The organism is Chromohalobacter sarecensis (genome assembly GCF_023061135.1).
Classification (GTDB): Bacteria; Pseudomonadota; Gammaproteobacteria; order Pseudomonadales; family Halomonadaceae; genus Chromohalobacter; species Chromohalobacter sarecensis.
On record NZ_JAKGAN010000001.1, the window covers coordinates 555,377 to 572,407 of the forward strand.

General features: G+C 64.6%; 11 protein-coding genes. 9 read left to right on the plus strand and 2 right to left on the minus strand.

The features are described 5' to 3' along the window. The first annotated feature begins 6 nt into the window (after nucleotides 1–6). From dgcA to L1071_RS02575, 5 genes are all read left to right on the plus strand, one after another. A complete protein-coding gene (dgcA, locus tag L1071_RS02555; protein ID WP_246968292.1) occupies nucleotides 7–2,091 on the plus strand; it encodes a dimethylglycine demethylation protein DgcA in 2,085 nt (694 codons plus the stop codon). 107 nt (nucleotides 2,092–2,198) lie between these two features. Beyond that, nucleotides 2,199–4,235: a (Fe-S)-binding protein gene (locus tag L1071_RS02560; RefSeq protein WP_246968294.1), complete on the plus strand. Its 2,037-nt coding sequence runs from the start codon at nucleotides 2,199–2,201 to the stop codon at nucleotides 4,233–4,235. Continuing rightward, nucleotides 4,232–5,500 (plus strand): electron transfer flavoprotein subunit alpha, encoded by a 1,269-nt coding sequence (gene etfA / locus L1071_RS02565; RefSeq protein ID WP_246968297.1) that lies wholly within the window; start codon nucleotides 4,232–4,234, stop codon nucleotides 5,498–5,500. Before L1071_RS02560 ends, etfA begins: the two co-directional genes overlap by 4 nt. Then, the gene (gene etfB / locus L1071_RS02570) at nucleotides 5,490–6,293 is read left to right on the plus strand and encodes an electron transfer flavoprotein subunit beta (RefSeq protein WP_246968300.1); all 804 of its coding nucleotides are present in this window, start codon (nucleotides 5,490–5,492) and stop codon (nucleotides 6,291–6,293) included. Before etfA ends, etfB begins: the two co-directional genes overlap by 11 nt. 120 nt (nucleotides 6,294–6,413) lie before the next feature. After that, on the plus strand, nucleotides 6,414–7,349 hold the full coding sequence (locus L1071_RS02575) for a glycine betaine ABC transporter substrate-binding protein (RefSeq protein WP_343315161.1): 936 nt from the start codon (nucleotides 6,414–6,416) through the stop codon (nucleotides 7,347–7,349). Between the two features lie 26 nt (nucleotides 7,350–7,375). Here the strand turns inward: L1071_RS02575 and L1071_RS02580 are convergent, their stop codons facing one another. Continuing rightward, entirely contained in the window at nucleotides 7,376–8,197 is an 822-nt protein-coding gene (locus L1071_RS02580; protein ID WP_246968303.1) for an alpha/beta hydrolase fold domain-containing protein, read from the minus strand. Nucleotides 8,198–8,209: 12 nt separating this feature from the next. Beyond that, nucleotides 8,210–9,376, minus strand: coding sequence for an MFS transporter (locus L1071_RS02585; RefSeq protein ID WP_246968306.1), 1,167 nt, complete (start codon nucleotides 9,374–9,376; stop codon nucleotides 8,210–8,212). A gap of 299 nt (nucleotides 9,377–9,675) precedes the next feature. On the opposite strand from L1071_RS02585, the gene fdhA reads away from it, so the two are divergent. The 4 genes from fdhA (at nucleotide 9,676) to L1071_RS02605 (ending at nucleotide 16,989) form a co-directional block, all read left to right on the plus strand. Further along, nucleotides 9,676–10,869 (plus strand): formaldehyde dehydrogenase, glutathione-independent, encoded by a 1,194-nt coding sequence (gene fdhA / locus L1071_RS02590; RefSeq protein WP_246968309.1) that lies wholly within the window; start codon nucleotides 9,676–9,678, stop codon nucleotides 10,867–10,869. Nucleotides 10,870–11,026: 157 nt separating this feature from the next. After that, a complete protein-coding gene (locus L1071_RS02595; RefSeq protein ID WP_246968312.1) occupies nucleotides 11,027–12,745 on the plus strand; it encodes an NADH-ubiquinone oxidoreductase-F iron-sulfur binding region domain-containing protein in 1,719 nt (572 codons plus the stop codon). Nucleotides 12,746–12,756: 11 nt separating this feature from the next. Continuing rightward, entirely contained in the window at nucleotides 12,757–15,594 is a 2,838-nt protein-coding gene (fdhF, locus tag L1071_RS02600; protein ID WP_246968315.1) for a formate dehydrogenase subunit alpha, read from the plus strand. A 144-nt stretch (nucleotides 15,595–15,738) separates the two neighbouring features. Next, nucleotides 15,739–16,989, plus strand: coding sequence for a sarcosine oxidase subunit beta family protein (locus L1071_RS02605; RefSeq protein WP_246897089.1), 1,251 nt, complete (start codon nucleotides 15,739–15,741; stop codon nucleotides 16,987–16,989). Nucleotides 16,990–17,031: the final 42 nt, after the last annotated feature.

Sequence of the window (17,031 nt, forward strand, 5' to 3'; positions counted from 1 at the left end):
TCCACGATGGCATTCGACGCACTTTTCCAACCCATCGAGATCGGCAAGCTGACGATTCGCAACCGCGTGGTCAGCACCGCCCATGCCGAGGTCCATGCCACCGATGGCGGCATGACCACCGAGCGCTACGTCAAATACTACGAAGAGAAAGCCAAGGGCGGCGTGGGGCTTTCTATCTGCGGCGGCTCGTCGCCGGTATCGATCGATAGCCCCCAGGCCTGGTGGAGCTCGGTGAACCTGACCACCGACCGCATCATTCCGCACTTTCAGAACCTCGCCGATGCCGTCCACAAGCACGGCGGCAAGATCATGATCCAGATCACCCACATGGGGCGTCGCTCACGGTGGGACGGTCACGACTGGCCGGTGCTGCTGTCGCCTTCGGGGATTCGCGAGCCGGTGCATCGCTCGACCTGCAAGACCATCGAGGAAGAAGACATCTGGCGGATCATCGACGATTTCGCCCAGGGCGCGCGGCGCGCCAAGGAAGGTGGGTTGGACGGCGTCGAGCTGTCCGCCGTGCACCAGCATCTGATCGACCAGTTCTGGAGCCCGCGCGTCAACAAGCGCACCGATGAGTGGGGCGGCAGCTTCGAGGGCCGCATGCGGTTCGGCATGGAAGTGCTCAAGGCGGTACGCGCCGAGGTCGGTGACGATTTCGTGGTCGGCATGCGCATCTGCGGCGACGAGTTTCATCCGGATGGTTTGACCCACGACGATATGAAGGACATCGCCGCCTACTACGATGCGACCGGCCAGGTCGACTTCTTTGGCGTGGTGGGCTCGGGCTGCGATACCCACGATACCTTGGCCAACGTGATCCCCAACATGACCTACCCGCCGGAGCCGTTCCTGCACCTGGCGGCGGGCATCAAGGAAGTGGTCAACGCCCCGGTGATCCATGCCCAGAACATCAAGGACCCCACCCAGGCCAACCGCATTCTCGAAGGTGGCTACGTCGACATGGTGGGCATGACCCGCGCGCATATCGCCGATCCGCACCTGATCGCCAAGGTCCAGATGGGGCAGACCGACCGGATCAAGCAGTGTGTGGGCGCCAACTACTGTATCGACCGTCAGTACCAGGGCCTCGACGTGTTGTGTATCCAGAACGCGGCGTCGTCCCGCGAATACATGGGCCTGCCGCACGAGATCGAGAAAAGCGCCGGCCCCCAACGCCAAGTAGTGGTCGTGGGTGGCGGGCCGGGCGGCATGGAAGCGGCGCGGGTCGCCGCCGAACGTGGCCACTCGGTCACGCTGTTTGAGGCTGCCGAGGCGTTGGGCGGACAGATCACGCTGGCCGCCAAGGCGCCGCAGCGCGATCAGATCGCCGGCATCACGCGCTGGTTTCAGCTCGAACTGACGCGGCTCAAGGTCGATGTCCGACTGGGTGCGCGCGCCGACGAGGCGACCATCGAGGACCTGCGTCCCGACATCGTCGTCCTCGCCACTGGCGGCCAGCCGTTTCTGACCCAGGTACCCGAATGGGGCTATGCACAAGACCGCGACGAAAGCCTGGTCGTCAGCGCCTGGGATGTCCTCGGCGGTGAGGTGGCGCCGGGCAAGAATGTGCTGGTGTTCGATACCCTCTGCGAATTCACCGGGGTCTCGGTGGCCGACTACCTGGCCGACAAAGGCGCCCAGGTGGAAATCGTCACCGACGATACCAAGCCCGGCAGTGCGGTCGGCGGTACGACCTTTCCCACCTATTACCGCAGCCTCTACGAGAAGGAGGTCATCATGACCTCGGACCTGGCGCTGCATAAGGTCTATCGCGAGGGCACATCGCTGGTGGCGGTATTGGAGAACGAATACACCGGCGCCCAGGAAGAGCGCGTGGTCGATCAGGTGGTCGTCGAGAATGGCGTGCGTCCGAATGAATCACTGTATTACGCGCTCAAGGAACGCGCGCGCAATCATGGTCAGCTCGACCTCGAGGCGCACTACGCCGCCGCGCCGCAACCCAGCCTGGCGACGCTGGACGACGACGCACAATCCGGCTTCCTGCTGTTTCGCGTGGGCGACTGCACCGCGCCGCGCAATACGCATGCGGCGATCTACGACGCCCTGCGGATTTGCAAGGATTTCTGAAGGCGCTTCGCGTCAGCCACGAGCTTCGAGCAACGAGCCGCGAGCAACACTGTTGTAGTCCGGAGCTCGTAGCTCGTAGCTCGTAGCCCCAAAGTGAGGTGGTTAATATGCTCGATATCCTCTTGCCGACCCTAATCTTTGCTGCCTTGGTCTTGGCGGCGCTGGGTGCCTGGCGGCGTGTGCGGTTGTGGCGCCGGGGGCGGGCGTCGAAGGTGGCTTTCTTACGTGGCCTGGCTGCGATGCCGCGACGTTATCTGGTCGATCTGCACCATGTGGTGGCGCGCGACAAGGTGATGGCCAATACTCATGTGGCTACCGCCGGAGGCTTCGTCGCGGCGCTGGGGCTTGCAGTCATTGTGCACGGCCTGGGACTGGCTGAGGGTATGCTCGGTTGGTTGTTGTTGGCGGCCAGCGCGACCATGTTTGCGGGTAGCCTGTTCGTCGTCCGGCGGCGGCGCAACCCGCCGGCACGCTTGTCGAAGGGGCCGTGGATGCGCCTTCCCAAGAGCCTGATGGCGTTCTCGCTGGGTATCTTCGTCGTCACCCTGCCGGCGGTGGGCGTACTGCCATCCGGCTTTTCACAAGGCGTGGGCGGCTGGCTGGTCGCCTTGTTGCTGGCCGGTGTGGTGGCCTGGGGGCTGGCGGAATTGGTAGTAGGCATGACCTGGGGTGGGCCGATGAAGCATGCTTTCGCCGGTGCCTTGCATCTGGCCTTTCATCGCCGTCCCGAGCGCTTTGCCGATACGCAACACGGTGGCTATCCATCCACCGGCCTCAAGGCGCTCGATCTCGACGATGCCGAGGCGCCGTTGGGTGTCGGCCAGCCTGCCGATTTCACCTGGAACCAGTTGCTGGGTTTCGATGCCTGCGTGCAATGCGGGCGCTGCGAAGCGGTCTGCCCGGCCTTCGCCGCCGGCCAGCCGCTCAACCCCAAGAAACTGATCCAGGACATGGTGGTGGGCATGGCCGGGGGCAGCGACGCCGGCTATACCGGCTCGCCTTATCCACAAACACCCATCGGCGAGCACCAAGGCTCACCGCATGGACCCATCGTCGCGCCGGCCTCTACAAAAGACGGCAAGGCGTTGGTCGATGCCGAGACACTGTGGTCCTGCACCACCTGTCGGGCCTGCGTCGAGGAGTGCCCGATGATGATCGAGCACGTCGATGCCATCGTCGACATGCGTCGTCATCTGACCCTTGAAGAAGGCGCGACCCCCGGCAAGGGCGCCGAGGTGATCGACAATCTGATCGCCACCGACAATCCCGGCGGTTTCGACCCCGGCGGGCGACTCAACTGGGCGGCGGATCTCGAGCTGCCGTTGATGGCCGACGTCGAACGCGCCGAGGTGTTGCTGTGGTTGGGTGACGGCGTCTTCGATATGCGCAATCAACGCACGCTGCGCGCTCTGGTCAAGGTACTGCGCGCCGCCGGTGTCGACTTCGCCGTGCTCGGCAACGAAGAGCGTGACAGCGGCGACGTGGCGCGCCGTCTCGGCGACGAGGCAACCTTCCAGTCGCTGGCGCGGCGCAATATCGCCACGCTGTCCCAGTATCACTTCGACTGTGTCGTCACCTGCGATCCGCACAGCTTCCACGTGCTCAAGAATGAATACGGCGCCTTCTATCCGCCAGGGCAGGAAAGCAGCTACCCGGTCTGGCATCACAGCACCTTCATCAATCAGTTGATCGAGTCCGGTCGGTTGCGACTGGCGCCGGGCCAGGCGTCGCGGGTGACCTATCACGACCCCTGCTACCTGGGCCGCTACAACGGTGAATACGAAGCCCCCCGCGCGGTACTGAAGGCGCTGGGTGTCGAGCTGGTCGAGATGCAGCGCTCGGGCTATCGCTCGCGTTGCTGCGGTGGCGGTGGCGGGGCGCCGATTACCGATGTTCCCGGCAAGCAGCGCATCCCCGACATGCGCATGGGAGACGTGCGCGAAACTCAGGCCGAGCAGGTCGTGGTGGGCTGCCCGCAATGCACGGCCATGTTCGAAGGTGTCGTCCCGCCAACGGGCGACGAAGAGGTCGCGGTCAAGGATATCGCCGAGATGGTTGCCGTCGCGCTGGATACCACGCCCGAGGCGACGCTTGCACCGCGTGATGCCTCGACCCCGCAGGCCACCGAGGAGGTCATGTCATGAGCGATCTTCCACGTCGCGATCCCCGCCAGGAATGGATCGCCCGCAATCGCCTGCATCCGCGCCATGCTGAAGTGCTCCTGGCGGCGGGCCAGGGCGCGGCCAGTGAATGGCAGGGTCCCAACGGTCTCGTACGCAGAAATCCGCACGCGATTGGATTCGTCGGTCCCAATGGCGTAAAGCGCATCGACCGTAGCGGCACGCAACAAGGTGCGGGTGGCGGCGGTGCGATGAGACCGGCTGCCGAGCGCAAGCCGCTGGTCGAGATCGAAGCGCCGGCCTTTCTGGTCGCGGTGGTGCCGGACATGGCCGGCGGCCGCCTGAGCGGGCATGATCGCGATCTGCTCGGCCTGGCGCGCCAGCTCGCCGATGCCGATCCGGTAGCCCGGGGCGCGGTGGTCGCGGTGATCTTCGGTCCCCATAAGGAGACGAGCTTCGCCGAGGCGGGAGTCGATCGCCTGCTGCATCTCGATTCACCGGATGTCGCAGGCTACGCCCCCGAGGCGCGTCTGGGCGCGCTGACCCTGGTCGAAGAGGCCTGGGCACCGCGCCATTGGTTGCTGCCGGATTCCAAACTGGGCGGTGGCGAGCTGGGCCGGCGCCTGGCAGTGCGTCTCGGCGAACGGCCGGCGACGAGCGTCTGGCAGGTCGCAGCGGATGCCGAGGCGGTCATGGGCTGGCAGTGCACCGCGCGGGGCGCGGCGGGGTCGCTGGACATTCGGCGCCCCTTGTCGCGAGTCGCCCTGGCGCTGGCCGAATGTGCCGAACCGGTCAGCGAGACGCGCCACGCCGCCACCGAACTGGCCTTGCCTCAGCCGTTGCCATCGACCTTGTCGCGTATCCAAGATCTTGGCCAAGTCAGTGTCGATCCGTCCGGCGTGGCATTGTCTGAAGCCGAATTCATTCTTTCCGCCGGCAATGGCGTCAAGGATTGGCCAGGTTTCCATCATGCCGCCGAGGTGTTGGGGGCTACCGAAGGCGCCTCACGTGTGGCGGTGGATGATGGCTTCATGGCCCGCGACCGTCAGGTGGGCGCCACCGGCACCTGGGTGACGGCGAGAGTCTATGTCGCCGTGGGCATCAGCGGCGCCATCCAGCACCTGCAGGGGATCCAGACCTGTGACAAGGTAGTGGCGATCAACATGGACCCAGGGTGCGACATGATCAAGCGCGCCGATCTCGCGGTGATCGGGGACGCGACCCAGATACTCGAGGCGCTGGTCACCCTGGTGGCACAAGCGCGAGAGGAGAAACGCGATGCAGCCTGAAGTTACCACGATGCCAGCGCTCGAGGTGACGGTGCTGGTTTCCGTCGGTCGTCATCCGCTGACGGGAAGGACGCGGCGTGCCGACCAGGACGCCCGGGGTGTGGAACTGGCGCGCTCCTTGGCGGATGCTCAGGTGCGTCTGCTGCATGCCGGCATGCGCGATGAAAGTAGCGAAGCGGCATTGCGCGGCTATCTGGGCATGGGCTTCACCCAATTGTCGCTACTCGAGCAGCCCGAAGGCGCCGATGTGCTGCCTGCGCTCGCCGAGGCCTTGGATGCGACGTCGCCGCACCTGGTGATCGCCGGCGAGCGTGCCGAACGGGGCGAAGGCTCGGGTCTGTTGCCCTACCTGCTCGCAGAGCGCCTCGGCTGGCCCCTGGTGAGTGGTCTGGCAGCGGTGGAAAGCGTCGAGGACGGTGTGGCGACCTTGCTGCAGGCCCTGCCACGTGGGCAGCGGCGGCGCCTCAAGGTTCGCCTGCCGGCCATCGTCACTGTCGATAACGCGGCTCCCGCGCCGCGCCAGAGTGCCTACGGGCCGGCGCGACGCGGTGCATTCGAGACGACGGCAGGGCCGGTGAGCGATGATGAAGAATGGGCCGCATGGCAAGTGCAACCCGCCCGTCAGCGTCCCAAACGCCTCAAGATCGTCAAGGCCGCCTCGGCACGAGACCGCTTCAAGGCCGCCGCCGCCAAAGCCGAAGGCGGCGGTGGCCAGGTGCTGACGGACGTGTCTCCGGAACAGGGCGCCGAGGCTATTCTCATGCTGCTGCGCGAAGAAGATGTACTGCGGTGATAATTATCGCTTAAATCTTATATTAGGCGTTTTGCGTGTGTTTTTTGTCGCTTTATGGCAAACCTCTACGGCGAGGTGACGCAGAGTAGGGGAGCCGCAAATAACCGATGGAGCCATACCATGCGCAAGATGCCATTTCGTTCTTCGCTCGCCTTGTTGCCGTTGGCGTGGGTCGCTGCCGGTCCGGCGCAAGCCGATCTCGACACCGTGCGCTTTGGGGTGCCGCCATGGCCGGGGGTAACGGTCAAGTCGGAGGTTGCGTCGCAACTTCTCGATGCCATGGGATATCGCACCGAGCAAAATGAGCTGGCGGTGGGCGTCATTCTCAATGGCCTGACCAGCGATGATATTGATGTCTACCTCGGTGGCTGGTATCCCATCGAACAGGAAATGATCGAACCGCTGGTCGACGACGATAAAGTGGTCAAGCTCACCGAGAACATCGACGATGCCAATTCGGGGCTGGTGGTGCCGGAATATGTCCACGAGGCGGGCGTCGAAAGTGTCGCCGATCTCGCTCAATATCGGGAGCGCTTCGATGGCGAGATACAGGGCATCGAGGCTGGTACTGGTATCAACGATGCGGTCCTGGCGGCCATTGACGACGATAAAGTGGGGCTCGGTGATTGGGACCTACGCGAGAGCTCGACCTCGGCGATGCTCGCCTACGCCGATCAGCGCATCGCCAATCGGGAGTGGGTGACGTTCGTCGGCTGGGAGCCGCACTGGATGAACGTCAGCTACGATCTTTATTACCTGAAGGACGACGATGATAGCGGTGTCGCCGGGATCAAGAGCACGGTCTGGACCGTGGTGCCGGCCGATCTAAAAGCGGAGGATGCCAATCTCTATCGTTTCCTGTCGCAGTATCGGATCTCGATCGAGGATCAGAACGACTGGATCTACGAGTATAGCCATGAAGAGCGTCCTGCCGACGAAGTCGCCAGCGAGTGGATCCGCAACCACTACGATACCGTGGCCCAGTGGCTCGATGGCGTGACCACCAAGACGGGCGAGCCGGCCATCGATGCAGTCAAGGCACAACTGGGAAGCTGAGAGTGGCGCGGGGTGTCAGATAAGGCCTAGGTGTCGTTCAGGCGCGCCCGCAGTGCCTGACAGAAATCCTGCCAGGCGGCGGCCATATCGGGCAGCTCGGCGTGGCCGTGCAGTGCCGAATGAACCATGTTCGGCGCGCAACGGTAGCCGACTGAGGCGCCTGCCGAACGCCAGCGTTCGATGGCCTGCTCTAACGGTCGCGTCAGCGGGTCGTGCTCCACTGCCAATGCTTCTATGCGCATGGCGGGCGGAGTATGTGGGTCGAGCTTGGGCACGTCGTTGGCGGCCATCTCCCACAACGCGAGAATATCCGCCCGTGACAACAGCGGGCCATCTTCTCCCAGCGTCTCGGGCGTCGGCGTCTCCACCACCGGATAAATCAAACCCAGGATGCCTGACCACTGGCGCGTGCCCGCGATGTCGAGAGCCAGTCGCCCTCCGGCGCTATCGCCGATCACCGCGACCGGATCAAGCGCTTCCACTACTGCGCGGCAGTCGTCCAGCGCCTCGCTATAGCGCACCTCCGGCAGCAAGCGGTAATCGACGCTGACGACCTCGCGTTCGAGCCGCTCGGCGAGATCGGCGGTGATCCCATGGTGGCTCTTCGCTGACCCCAGGTTCCAACCGCCGCCATGCACATAGACAACACGCTCGCCAATGAGCTGTGCCGGTAGGAAGCGGCGTACGGCGACCCCGGCCACGATATCGTCGTTGACCTGCATGCCTGCCGGGTCGGCGGGACGATATTTGGCATGCAAGGCTTCATAGAGGCGCCGACGTTCGTCGAGCGGGGCATCGGCGTACTCCTCGATCGGCGTCAGGAGTTGAATGAACGATTCGATCTGCATTACAAGGCTCCCTCAGCGAGCCGAGGCGTGCTCTGGCAGCCCGCTGGCGAGGAAGATGCTGACCACGCCGCCGCCCAAGGCGATCCACAGTGGTGCGGCGGGCGCCCAGAGCGCGGCGACCGGCCCCAGCAGCATCACGCCGAGGGCCGCTAGCGCGTTGGCCAGACCCAGCGCCATGCCCGATCCCAGCGAGCGGTTCTCGGGTAGGATGTCTTGGGCGATGAGAACGCCCAGCGGCAAGGTCGCGAACAGGCTGATGCCCAGCACGCCGAGCACGATCCACAGCCAGATGCCTTCGGCCATCAGGAAGGCCGCCAGCATGATGACCGAGATACTCATGGCAGCGATCAATACCGGGCGTCGGCCGAAGCGATCCGAGAGCCGTCCGCCGCCGAGGTTGCCGATCACGCCGACGACCAGCATGACGGTGATGAAGCTGGCGCCGGTGGTTAGATCGCCCCCGCCCTGGGCCCACATCAACGGTACATAGGTCACCACCGAGAGAATCATCAGCGAACGCAGAGCGGAAAAGGTCACCAACCGCGAGAGCGGGCCGGCATGCAGACGCCAGGCGATGGGGGTGGCATTCGCGTCGCGCGGCGGTAGGCGCGGCGCCCAGTGCAGCACGAACGGCAGCGTGACGAGCGCGGGCAGGGCGAGCAGCCACAGATAACCCAGGCCCCACTGCACCACCACCCAGCTTGCCAGGGCCGGCCACACACCGCGTCCTACCTCGCCGCCGACCATGAAGATCGACATCGCGGTTCCCGGGCGTTCGCCACCCAGGCGACGAATCCCGGCCAGCGCCTGGGGATGGAAGAAGGCGTTGGAGATCCCGATCAGCATCAGAATGCCGAGCAGAGGCCAAAAGCCCGAGGCGAAGCCTATCAGGGCGCCGCCCAGCGACGAACCGGCGAGCCCCAGGGCGACCATGACGCGGCCCCCGACCCGGTCGGCGAAAATTCCCACCAGCGGTTGCAGTGCCTGGCCCATCAGCAAGGCCGCCATGATCGTTCCGGCCAGCGCTACCGACAGGTTGAGCGAGATCAGAATCGCCGGCAGCACGCCCGGCAGATAATTGGCGGCGCCGTCGTTGAGAAAATGCGTCCAGCTCATGCCGGTCAGGCGAGCGGGGTAGGACTGTGAACGAGACGAGGCGGTGGCGGTCGAGGCCTCCATGGCGAACTCCGGTGGCGGGCGATGCCTCACGGGGCATCTTTGAGTATTGGCTTGAATAACATGGCCCTACAGCGGGAACAAGCCCTGCTTACGATAAGGCGACTAAACAAATCGTGGTAGGTCGACGTTTGCATGGCGTTATGCGTTGAGCGGCAAGAACGCCGGATTGCGTTCTTCGATGTCTCTTTTGGGCATGGCGATGACTCGCTGGGAACATTACGCGCCAGCAAGAGGGCTATGGTCGAAGAGTGGCGTTTGACGCCACGACGCCTCTCACCACGAAATAAAGGACAATCACCATGAGTGCAGCCAACCGCGGCGTGATCTACATGGGTGCCGGCCATGTCGAGGTCCAACCGATCCCCTTTCCCGAACTGGCGCTGGGCAATCGCAAATGCGAGCACGGCGTGATTCTCAAGGTCATCACCACCAACATCTGTGGTAGCGATCAGCACATGGTGCGCGGGCGCACTACCGCGCCGAGCGGCATGGTGCTGGGGCACGAGATCACCGGCGAAGTCGTCGAGTGCGGGCGTGACGTCGAGTTCATCGGCGCCGGCGATGTTGTCTCGGTGCCCTTCAACATCGCCTGCGGGCGTTGCCGCAACTGCAAGGAAGGCCAGACCGGCATCTGCCTCAACGTCAATCCCGCGCGTCCGGGCGCTGCCTATGGTTATGTCGACATGGGCGGGTGGGTCGGTGGCCAGACCGAGTACGTCATGGTGCCCTATGCGGACTTCAATCTGTTGAAGTTCCCCGACCGCGACATCGCCATGGACAAGATTCGCGATTTGACCCTGCTGTCCGATATCTTCCCCACCGGCTTTCACGGCTGTGCCACCGCCGGAGTCGGCCCCGGCAGCACCGTCTACATCGCCGGGGCTGGCCCGGTGGGCCTGGCGGCAGCGGTTTCCGCCCAACTGCTGGGCGCCGCCTGCGTCATCGTCGGCGACATGAACCCGCAGCGTCTCGACCAGGCCGAAAGCTTTGGCTGCGAGACCCTGGACCTGCGTCAGGACACGCCGATGGCGGACATGCTGGAACCCATCCTCGGCGCACGTGAAGTGGACAGTGCGGTGGATGCAGTGGGCTTCGAGGCGCGTTGCCATGGCCACAACCACGCGCACGAGCAGCCCGCCACGGTGCTCAATGCCTGCATGGACGTCACCCGTGCCGGCGGTCAGATCGGCATCCCCGGACTTTATGTTACCGAAGACCCGGGCGCCGAGAGCCAGGAAGCCCAGCAGGGTAACCTGTCGATGCGTCTCGGCCAGGGTTGGGCCAAATCCCACTCCTTCCATACCGGCCAGTGCCCGGTGATGAAGTATCACCGGCAACTGATGCAGGCGATCCTGTTCGACAAGGTGAACATCGCCGATGCGGTCAATGTCGAGGTCATCTCTTTGGACGAAGCACCACGCGGCTACGCGGACTTCGACGGTGGCGTGGCCAAGAAATTCGTCATCGACCCGCACGGCAGCGTGGCCGCCTGAGCGGCAATCAATGGCCCCGGTGTGAGACCGGGGCTAACATGCAACGAGGCGCCTGTCTGCGGACAGGATGGCCGATAGCCGGGGATTGCTTTCCATGGCGGCCAGTCCCGCCGGACAGCACGCTCCCGGGCAAGTGCCTACTGATAATGAGCATGCCATGACCGTCGAGACCCTCACTCCCAAGCGTCGTTTCCGCGGCAAGGCCCGTGGCCGTGATTTGGCTCCTGTCGCGCTGGCGGCGCTTCGGGCGCTTCTCGGCGACGAGCGTAGCCACCCGGAACTGCGGCGTCGCGATCTGTTGATCGAGCATCTGCATGCCATTCAGGACGCGCGAGGGCATCTCGCCCTCGCCGAGCTGCGCGCGCTGGCCGCCTATATGAACCTGCCCATGGCGGCGGTCTACGAGACGGCGACTTTCTATGCCCACTTCGACGTGGTTCACGATGATCAGGCGTTACCGCCTGAGGTGACGGTGCGGGTCTGCGATTCGCTTTCCTGCCAGTTGGCCGGCGCCGAAGCGCTCAAGGCGGAACTGACGGCTGGGGTCGATCCAGAGGCGGTCAGGGTGGTGCGTGGCCCCTGCATGGGCCGCTGCGAGACGGCGCCGGTGGTCGAGGTGGGGCATCACCATGTGCTCTACGCTACCGCCGAGGGTGTCAAAGCGGTGATCGATACCGGCCACTACCATCCCGAGGCGATTCTCTGGCAACGCCTGGCGGACTATCGCGCCGCAGGCGGCTATGGGTTGCTTGCCGATTGCCACGCGGGGCGCATCACGGTCGAGACGCTGATGCAGACGCTGGAAGCCGCCAACCTGCGTGGCCTGGGCGGCGCCGGCTTCCCGACCTTCAAGAAGTGGTATTTCGTGCGCCAGGAGACCGGCCCACGTTACTGCGCCATCAACGCCGACGAGGGTGAACCTGGCACCTTCAAGGACCGCGTCTACCTGGAGCGCTCACCGCATCGCTTCCTCGAAGGAGCCCTGGTCAGCGCCTGGGCGGTGGAGGCCGAGGCGTTGTATATCTATCTGCGCGACGAATACCCCGGCCTGCATCGGGTACTGCGCGAGGCGATCGGCGAGCTCGAGACCGCCGGTCTGGTAGCGCCCGACTATATTATCCTGCGGCGTGGTGCCGGGGCCTACATCTGCGGCGAGGAGTCGGCGATGATCGAGTCGCTGGAAGGCAAGCCCGGCAAGCCGCGCCATCGCCCACCCTATGTCGCCCAGAGGGGCCTTTTCGATTGCCCGACCCTGGTCAATAACGTCGAGACCGTTGCCTGGATCCCGTTGATCTGGGAGAAGGGCGCCGACTGGTTCGCCGGTCAGGGGCGCCATGGCCGCAAGGGCCTGCGTAGCTTCTCGCTCTCGGGTCGGGTCAAGCGCCCAGGCGTGCACCTGGCGCCTGCCGGCATCACCCTCAATGAGCTGATCGAGGAGTATGGCGGCGGCATGCCCGAGGGGCACCGTCTGGCCGGCTACCTGCCCGGTGGTGCCTCTGGGGGACTTCTTCCGGCGAGCAAGGCGGATATCCCGCTGGACTTCGACACGCTTCAGGAGCACGGCGGCTTTATCGGCTCTGCGGCGGTGATCGTGCTCTCCGATCAGGACGACTTGCGCGACGTGGCCACCAACCTGCTGGCCTTCTTTGCCGACGAATCCTGCGGTCAGTGCACACCCTGTCGGGTGGGTACCGAGAAGATGCTGAGCCTGCTTGAACGCGACGAGTGGCAGTCCGATGAGCTCGAACGCCTGTCGCAGGTGATGATGGACGCCTCCATCTGTGGCCTCGGCCAGGCGGCGCCCAATCCCGTGTTGGGGCTACTCAAGGATTTTCGTGGCGAACTCGCCGCCCAGAACCTGATCGTCAAGGGCTAAGGGAGATGAACATGAGCGAGCAGAGCTTGAACGAAGGTTTTACCCTGACCCTGGATGGCGTCGAGGTCAGCGCCTGTCCCGGCGAGACCCTGTGGCAGGTGGCCAAGCGCGTCGGCGAGACCATTCCGCATCTGTGCTTTCGAGACGCGCCCGGCTATCGCGCCGACGGCAATTGTCGCGCCTGCATGGTGGAGATCGAGGGCGAACGCGCCCTGGCCGCCAGTTGTCTGCGCGAGGCGACGTCGGGAATGGTGGTCAAGAGCGCCACCTCCGAGCGGGCCCGGGTGTCCCGCGAGGGAGTGCTGGAGTTGCTGATCGCCGATCAGCCCGAGCGCGGCGACAGCCCCGACCGCTCGAGCCACTTCTGGGACATGGCCGATCAACTGGCCATCGACGCCACGGCGGTGCGCCAGCGGTTGCCGGCACGGGCCGACCGAGATGCGTCCACGGTGAATCATGTGCGTCTTCCCGAACATTCCCTCAGGGCCTCGACGACTCATGACGCCAGCCATTCGGCGATGAACGTCAATCTAGACGCCTGCATCGAGTGCAACCTCTGCGTGCGTGCCTGTCGCGAGGTGCAGGGCAATGACGTCATCGGTCTGGCGCATCGCGGGGCGGAGGCAAAGATCGTCTTCGACTTTGACGATCCCATGGGCGAGAGCACCTGCGTGGCCTGTGGCGAATGCGTCCAAGCCTGCCCGACCGGGGCGCTGATGCCGGCGACCCTGGTCGACGAGGTAGGTCGTGGCGATTCCGCAGTGGCCGATCGTACCGTCGACTCGGTGTGCCCCTATTGCGGGGTGGGCTGCCAGCTCACCTACCATGTCAAGGACGATGCGATCCTCTTCGTCGAGGGGCGCGAGGGGCCTTCCAATCAGAACCGGCTGTGCGTCAAGGGGCGCTTCGGCTTCGACTATCCGCGCCATCCGTCGCGGCTCACCACGCCGTTGATCCGTCGTCCTGGGGTAGCCAAGGGGCTCGACCCCGACTTCGACCCTGCTCAGCCGCTGACCCATTTCCGCGAGGCGAGCTGGGAGGAGGCGCTGGACCTGGCCGCCGGGGGGCTTTCCGACCTCAAGACGGCTCATGGTCCCGAGGCCCTGGCCGGCTTCGGCAGCGCCAAATGCTCCAACGAGGAAGCCTGGTTGTTCCAGAAGCTGGTACGCACCGGCTTCGGCAGCAATAACGTCGATCACTGCACTCGGCTGTGCCACGCAAGCTCAGTGGCCGCGCTCATGGAGTGCATCGGCTCGGGGGCGGTGACGGCTTCCTTCATGCAGGCGCTCGAGGCCGATGTGGTGATCCTCACCGGCTGCAACCCGGCGATCAACCACCCGGTGGCGGCCACCTACTTCAAGCAGGCGGCCAGAAACGGCACCAAGCTGATCATTCTCGATCCTCGCGGTCAGGCGCTGGATGCCTACGCGCACCGTAGCGTGCGCTTCACTCCCGGTGGCGATGTCTCGCTGTATAACGCCATGCTCAACGTCATCATCGGCGAAAAGCTTTTCGATCAGGCCTATATCGATGCCCACACCGAGGGCTTCGAGGCCCTCGCGACCCATGTGCGTGACATGACGCCCGAGTCGATGTCGCCCGCCTGCGGCGTCGAGCCTGAGCTGATTCGTGAGCTCGCGCGGCTTTATGCGCAGGCCGAGCGGGCGATGATCTTCTGGGGTATGGGCATCTCCCAGCACGTGCATGGCACCGACAACGCCCGTTGCCTGATCTCGCTGGCACTGGCCTGCGGCCAGACCGGTCGTCCCGGCACCGGCCTGCATCCGCTGCGCGGTCAGAATAACGTCCAGGGAGCCTCGGATGCCGGCCTGATCCCCATGGTGCTGCCCGATTACCAGCCGGTGGGCGATGCCCAGATGCGGGCCGCCTTCGAAGAGCTATGGAACACGCCGCTGGACGCAACGCCGGGACTCACCGTGGTGGAAATCATGGATGCCATCGCCGCCGGCACCATCAAGGGGATGTATATTCTCGGCGAGAATCCCGCGATGTCCGACCCGGACCTCGAGCATGCACGCAAGGCGCTTGGCAAGCTCGATCACCTGGTAGTGCAGGATCTGTTCGTCACCGAAACCGCGCAGTTCGCCGATGTGATCCTGCCGGCCTCGAGCTGGCCGGAGAAAGATGGCAGCGTGACCAACACCAACCGCCAGGTGCAGCTCGGCCGCGCCGCCGTGCCGCTGCCTGGCGAAGCCAAGCCCGACTGGTGGATCATTCAAGCGCTTGCCAATCGCCTGGGGCTGGGCTGGGACTACACGCACCCGCGCGAGGTGTTCGCCGAAATGAAGCAGGGTATGGCGTCGTTCGAGCATATCTCCTGGGAGCGTCTCGAGCACGAGAGCTCGGTGACCTATCCTTGCCCGGCCGAGGACGCCCCTGGTGCCGACGTGGTGTTCTCCGACGCCTTCCCCACCGCGAGCGGACGGGCGACATTCACACCGACCCGGCCATTGCCGCCGGATGAATCCATCGACGACGACTACCCCACGGTGCTGATCACCGGACGCCAACTGGAACACTGGCACACCGGTTCCATGACCCGGCGCACCCGGGTACTCGACGATCTCGAGCCCGAGGCGGTGGCAAGCCTCTCCCCATCGGAGTTGGGGCGCCTGCGGCTGGCACCGGGCGAGCCGGTCACCATTACCACCCGGCGTGGCAGTATCACCCTTAAAACGCGCGTCGATCCGCTGATGCAGCAAGGCATGGTGTTCGTGCCTTTCTGCTATCTGGAAGCGGCGGCCAATATGCTGACCAACCCGGCGCTTGACCCCTTCGGCAAGATTCCCGAGTTCAAGTATGCCGCCAGCCGGTTGAGTATCGGGTGACCGCGTACGTCGGCGTGTCGCAAACGCATCCGGCCATGACGTTTGCAAGCACTCCGCCGGAGGGGCGACAGGGCTACCATCGCGGCATGTGAAGACACGTCGTCGTGCCAGTCCAGAGCACGGGGGCCGCGGAGGGGAGAGGGTATGCAACGTTATTCAGGCTTCGGGCTCGTCAAGCACGCGCTGCGTCACCACGAGGATTGGCAACGTCAGTGGCGCAATCCCACGCCCAAGCCGCGCTACGACGTGATTATCGTCGGTGGCGGCGGGCATGGCTTGGCGACCGCTTACTACCTGGCCAAGGAGCACGGCATCACCAATGTGGCGGTGGTGGAAAAGGGCTGGCTGGGGGGCGGCAATACCGCACGCAACACCACCATCGTACGTTCCAACTATCTATGGGATGAATCGGCGGCGCTCTACGAGCATGCCATGAAGCTGTGGGAGGGGCTCTCCCAGGACATCAACTACAACGTCATGTTCTCCCAGCGTGGGGTGCTCAACCTGGGCCATACGCTGCAGGACATGCGTGACATTCAGCGCCGGGTCAACGCCAATCGCCTCAACGGCATCGACGGTGAAGTGCTCGACGCCGAAGGCGTGCAGTCACTGGTGCCGATCATGGATTGCTCGAAGCGTGCTCGGTATCCGGTCATGGGCGCTTCCTGGCAACCGCGCGCCGGGGTGGCCCGCCACGACGCCGTGGCCTGGGGCTACGCCCGCGCTGCCGATGCGTTGGGCGTCGATCTGCTGCAGAACACCGAGGTCACCGGCTTCAAGATTCGCGACGGGCAGATCCAGGGCGTGCATACCAATCGCGGCGATATCGAGGCCAAGACCGTGGGCTGCGTGACGGCGGGCAATTCCAGCGTGCTGGCGCGCATGGCCGGTTTCAATCTACCGCTGGAATCGCACCCACTGCAGGCGTTGGTCTCCGAGCCCCTCAAGCCGGTGCTGGATACCGTGGTGATGTCCAATCACGTACACGGTTATATCAGCCAGTCGGACAAGGGCGATCTGGTCATCGGCGCGGGGATCGACGGCTACAACGGCTACGGTCAGCGGGGCAGCTATCCCACCGTCGAGCACACCTTGCAGGCCATCGTCGAGATGTTCCCGATCTTCTCGCGCGTACGCATGAACCGTCAGTGGGGCGGCATCGTCGATACCTGTCCGGATGCCTGTCCGATCATCTCCAAGACCAAGGTCAAGGGGCTCTACTTCAACTGCGGCTGGGGAACGGGCGGTTTCAAGGCGACGCCGGGATCGGGGCATGTGTTCGCCGCAAGCCTGGCCAAGGGCGAGATGCATCCCATCGCCGCGCCGTTTTCCATCGACCGCTTCCACAGCGGGGCACTGATCGACGAACACGGCGCGGCCGGGGTGGCCCATTGAATGCGCGATTGTCTATTCCTCGAGATGAGCGCCGGTGGCAGG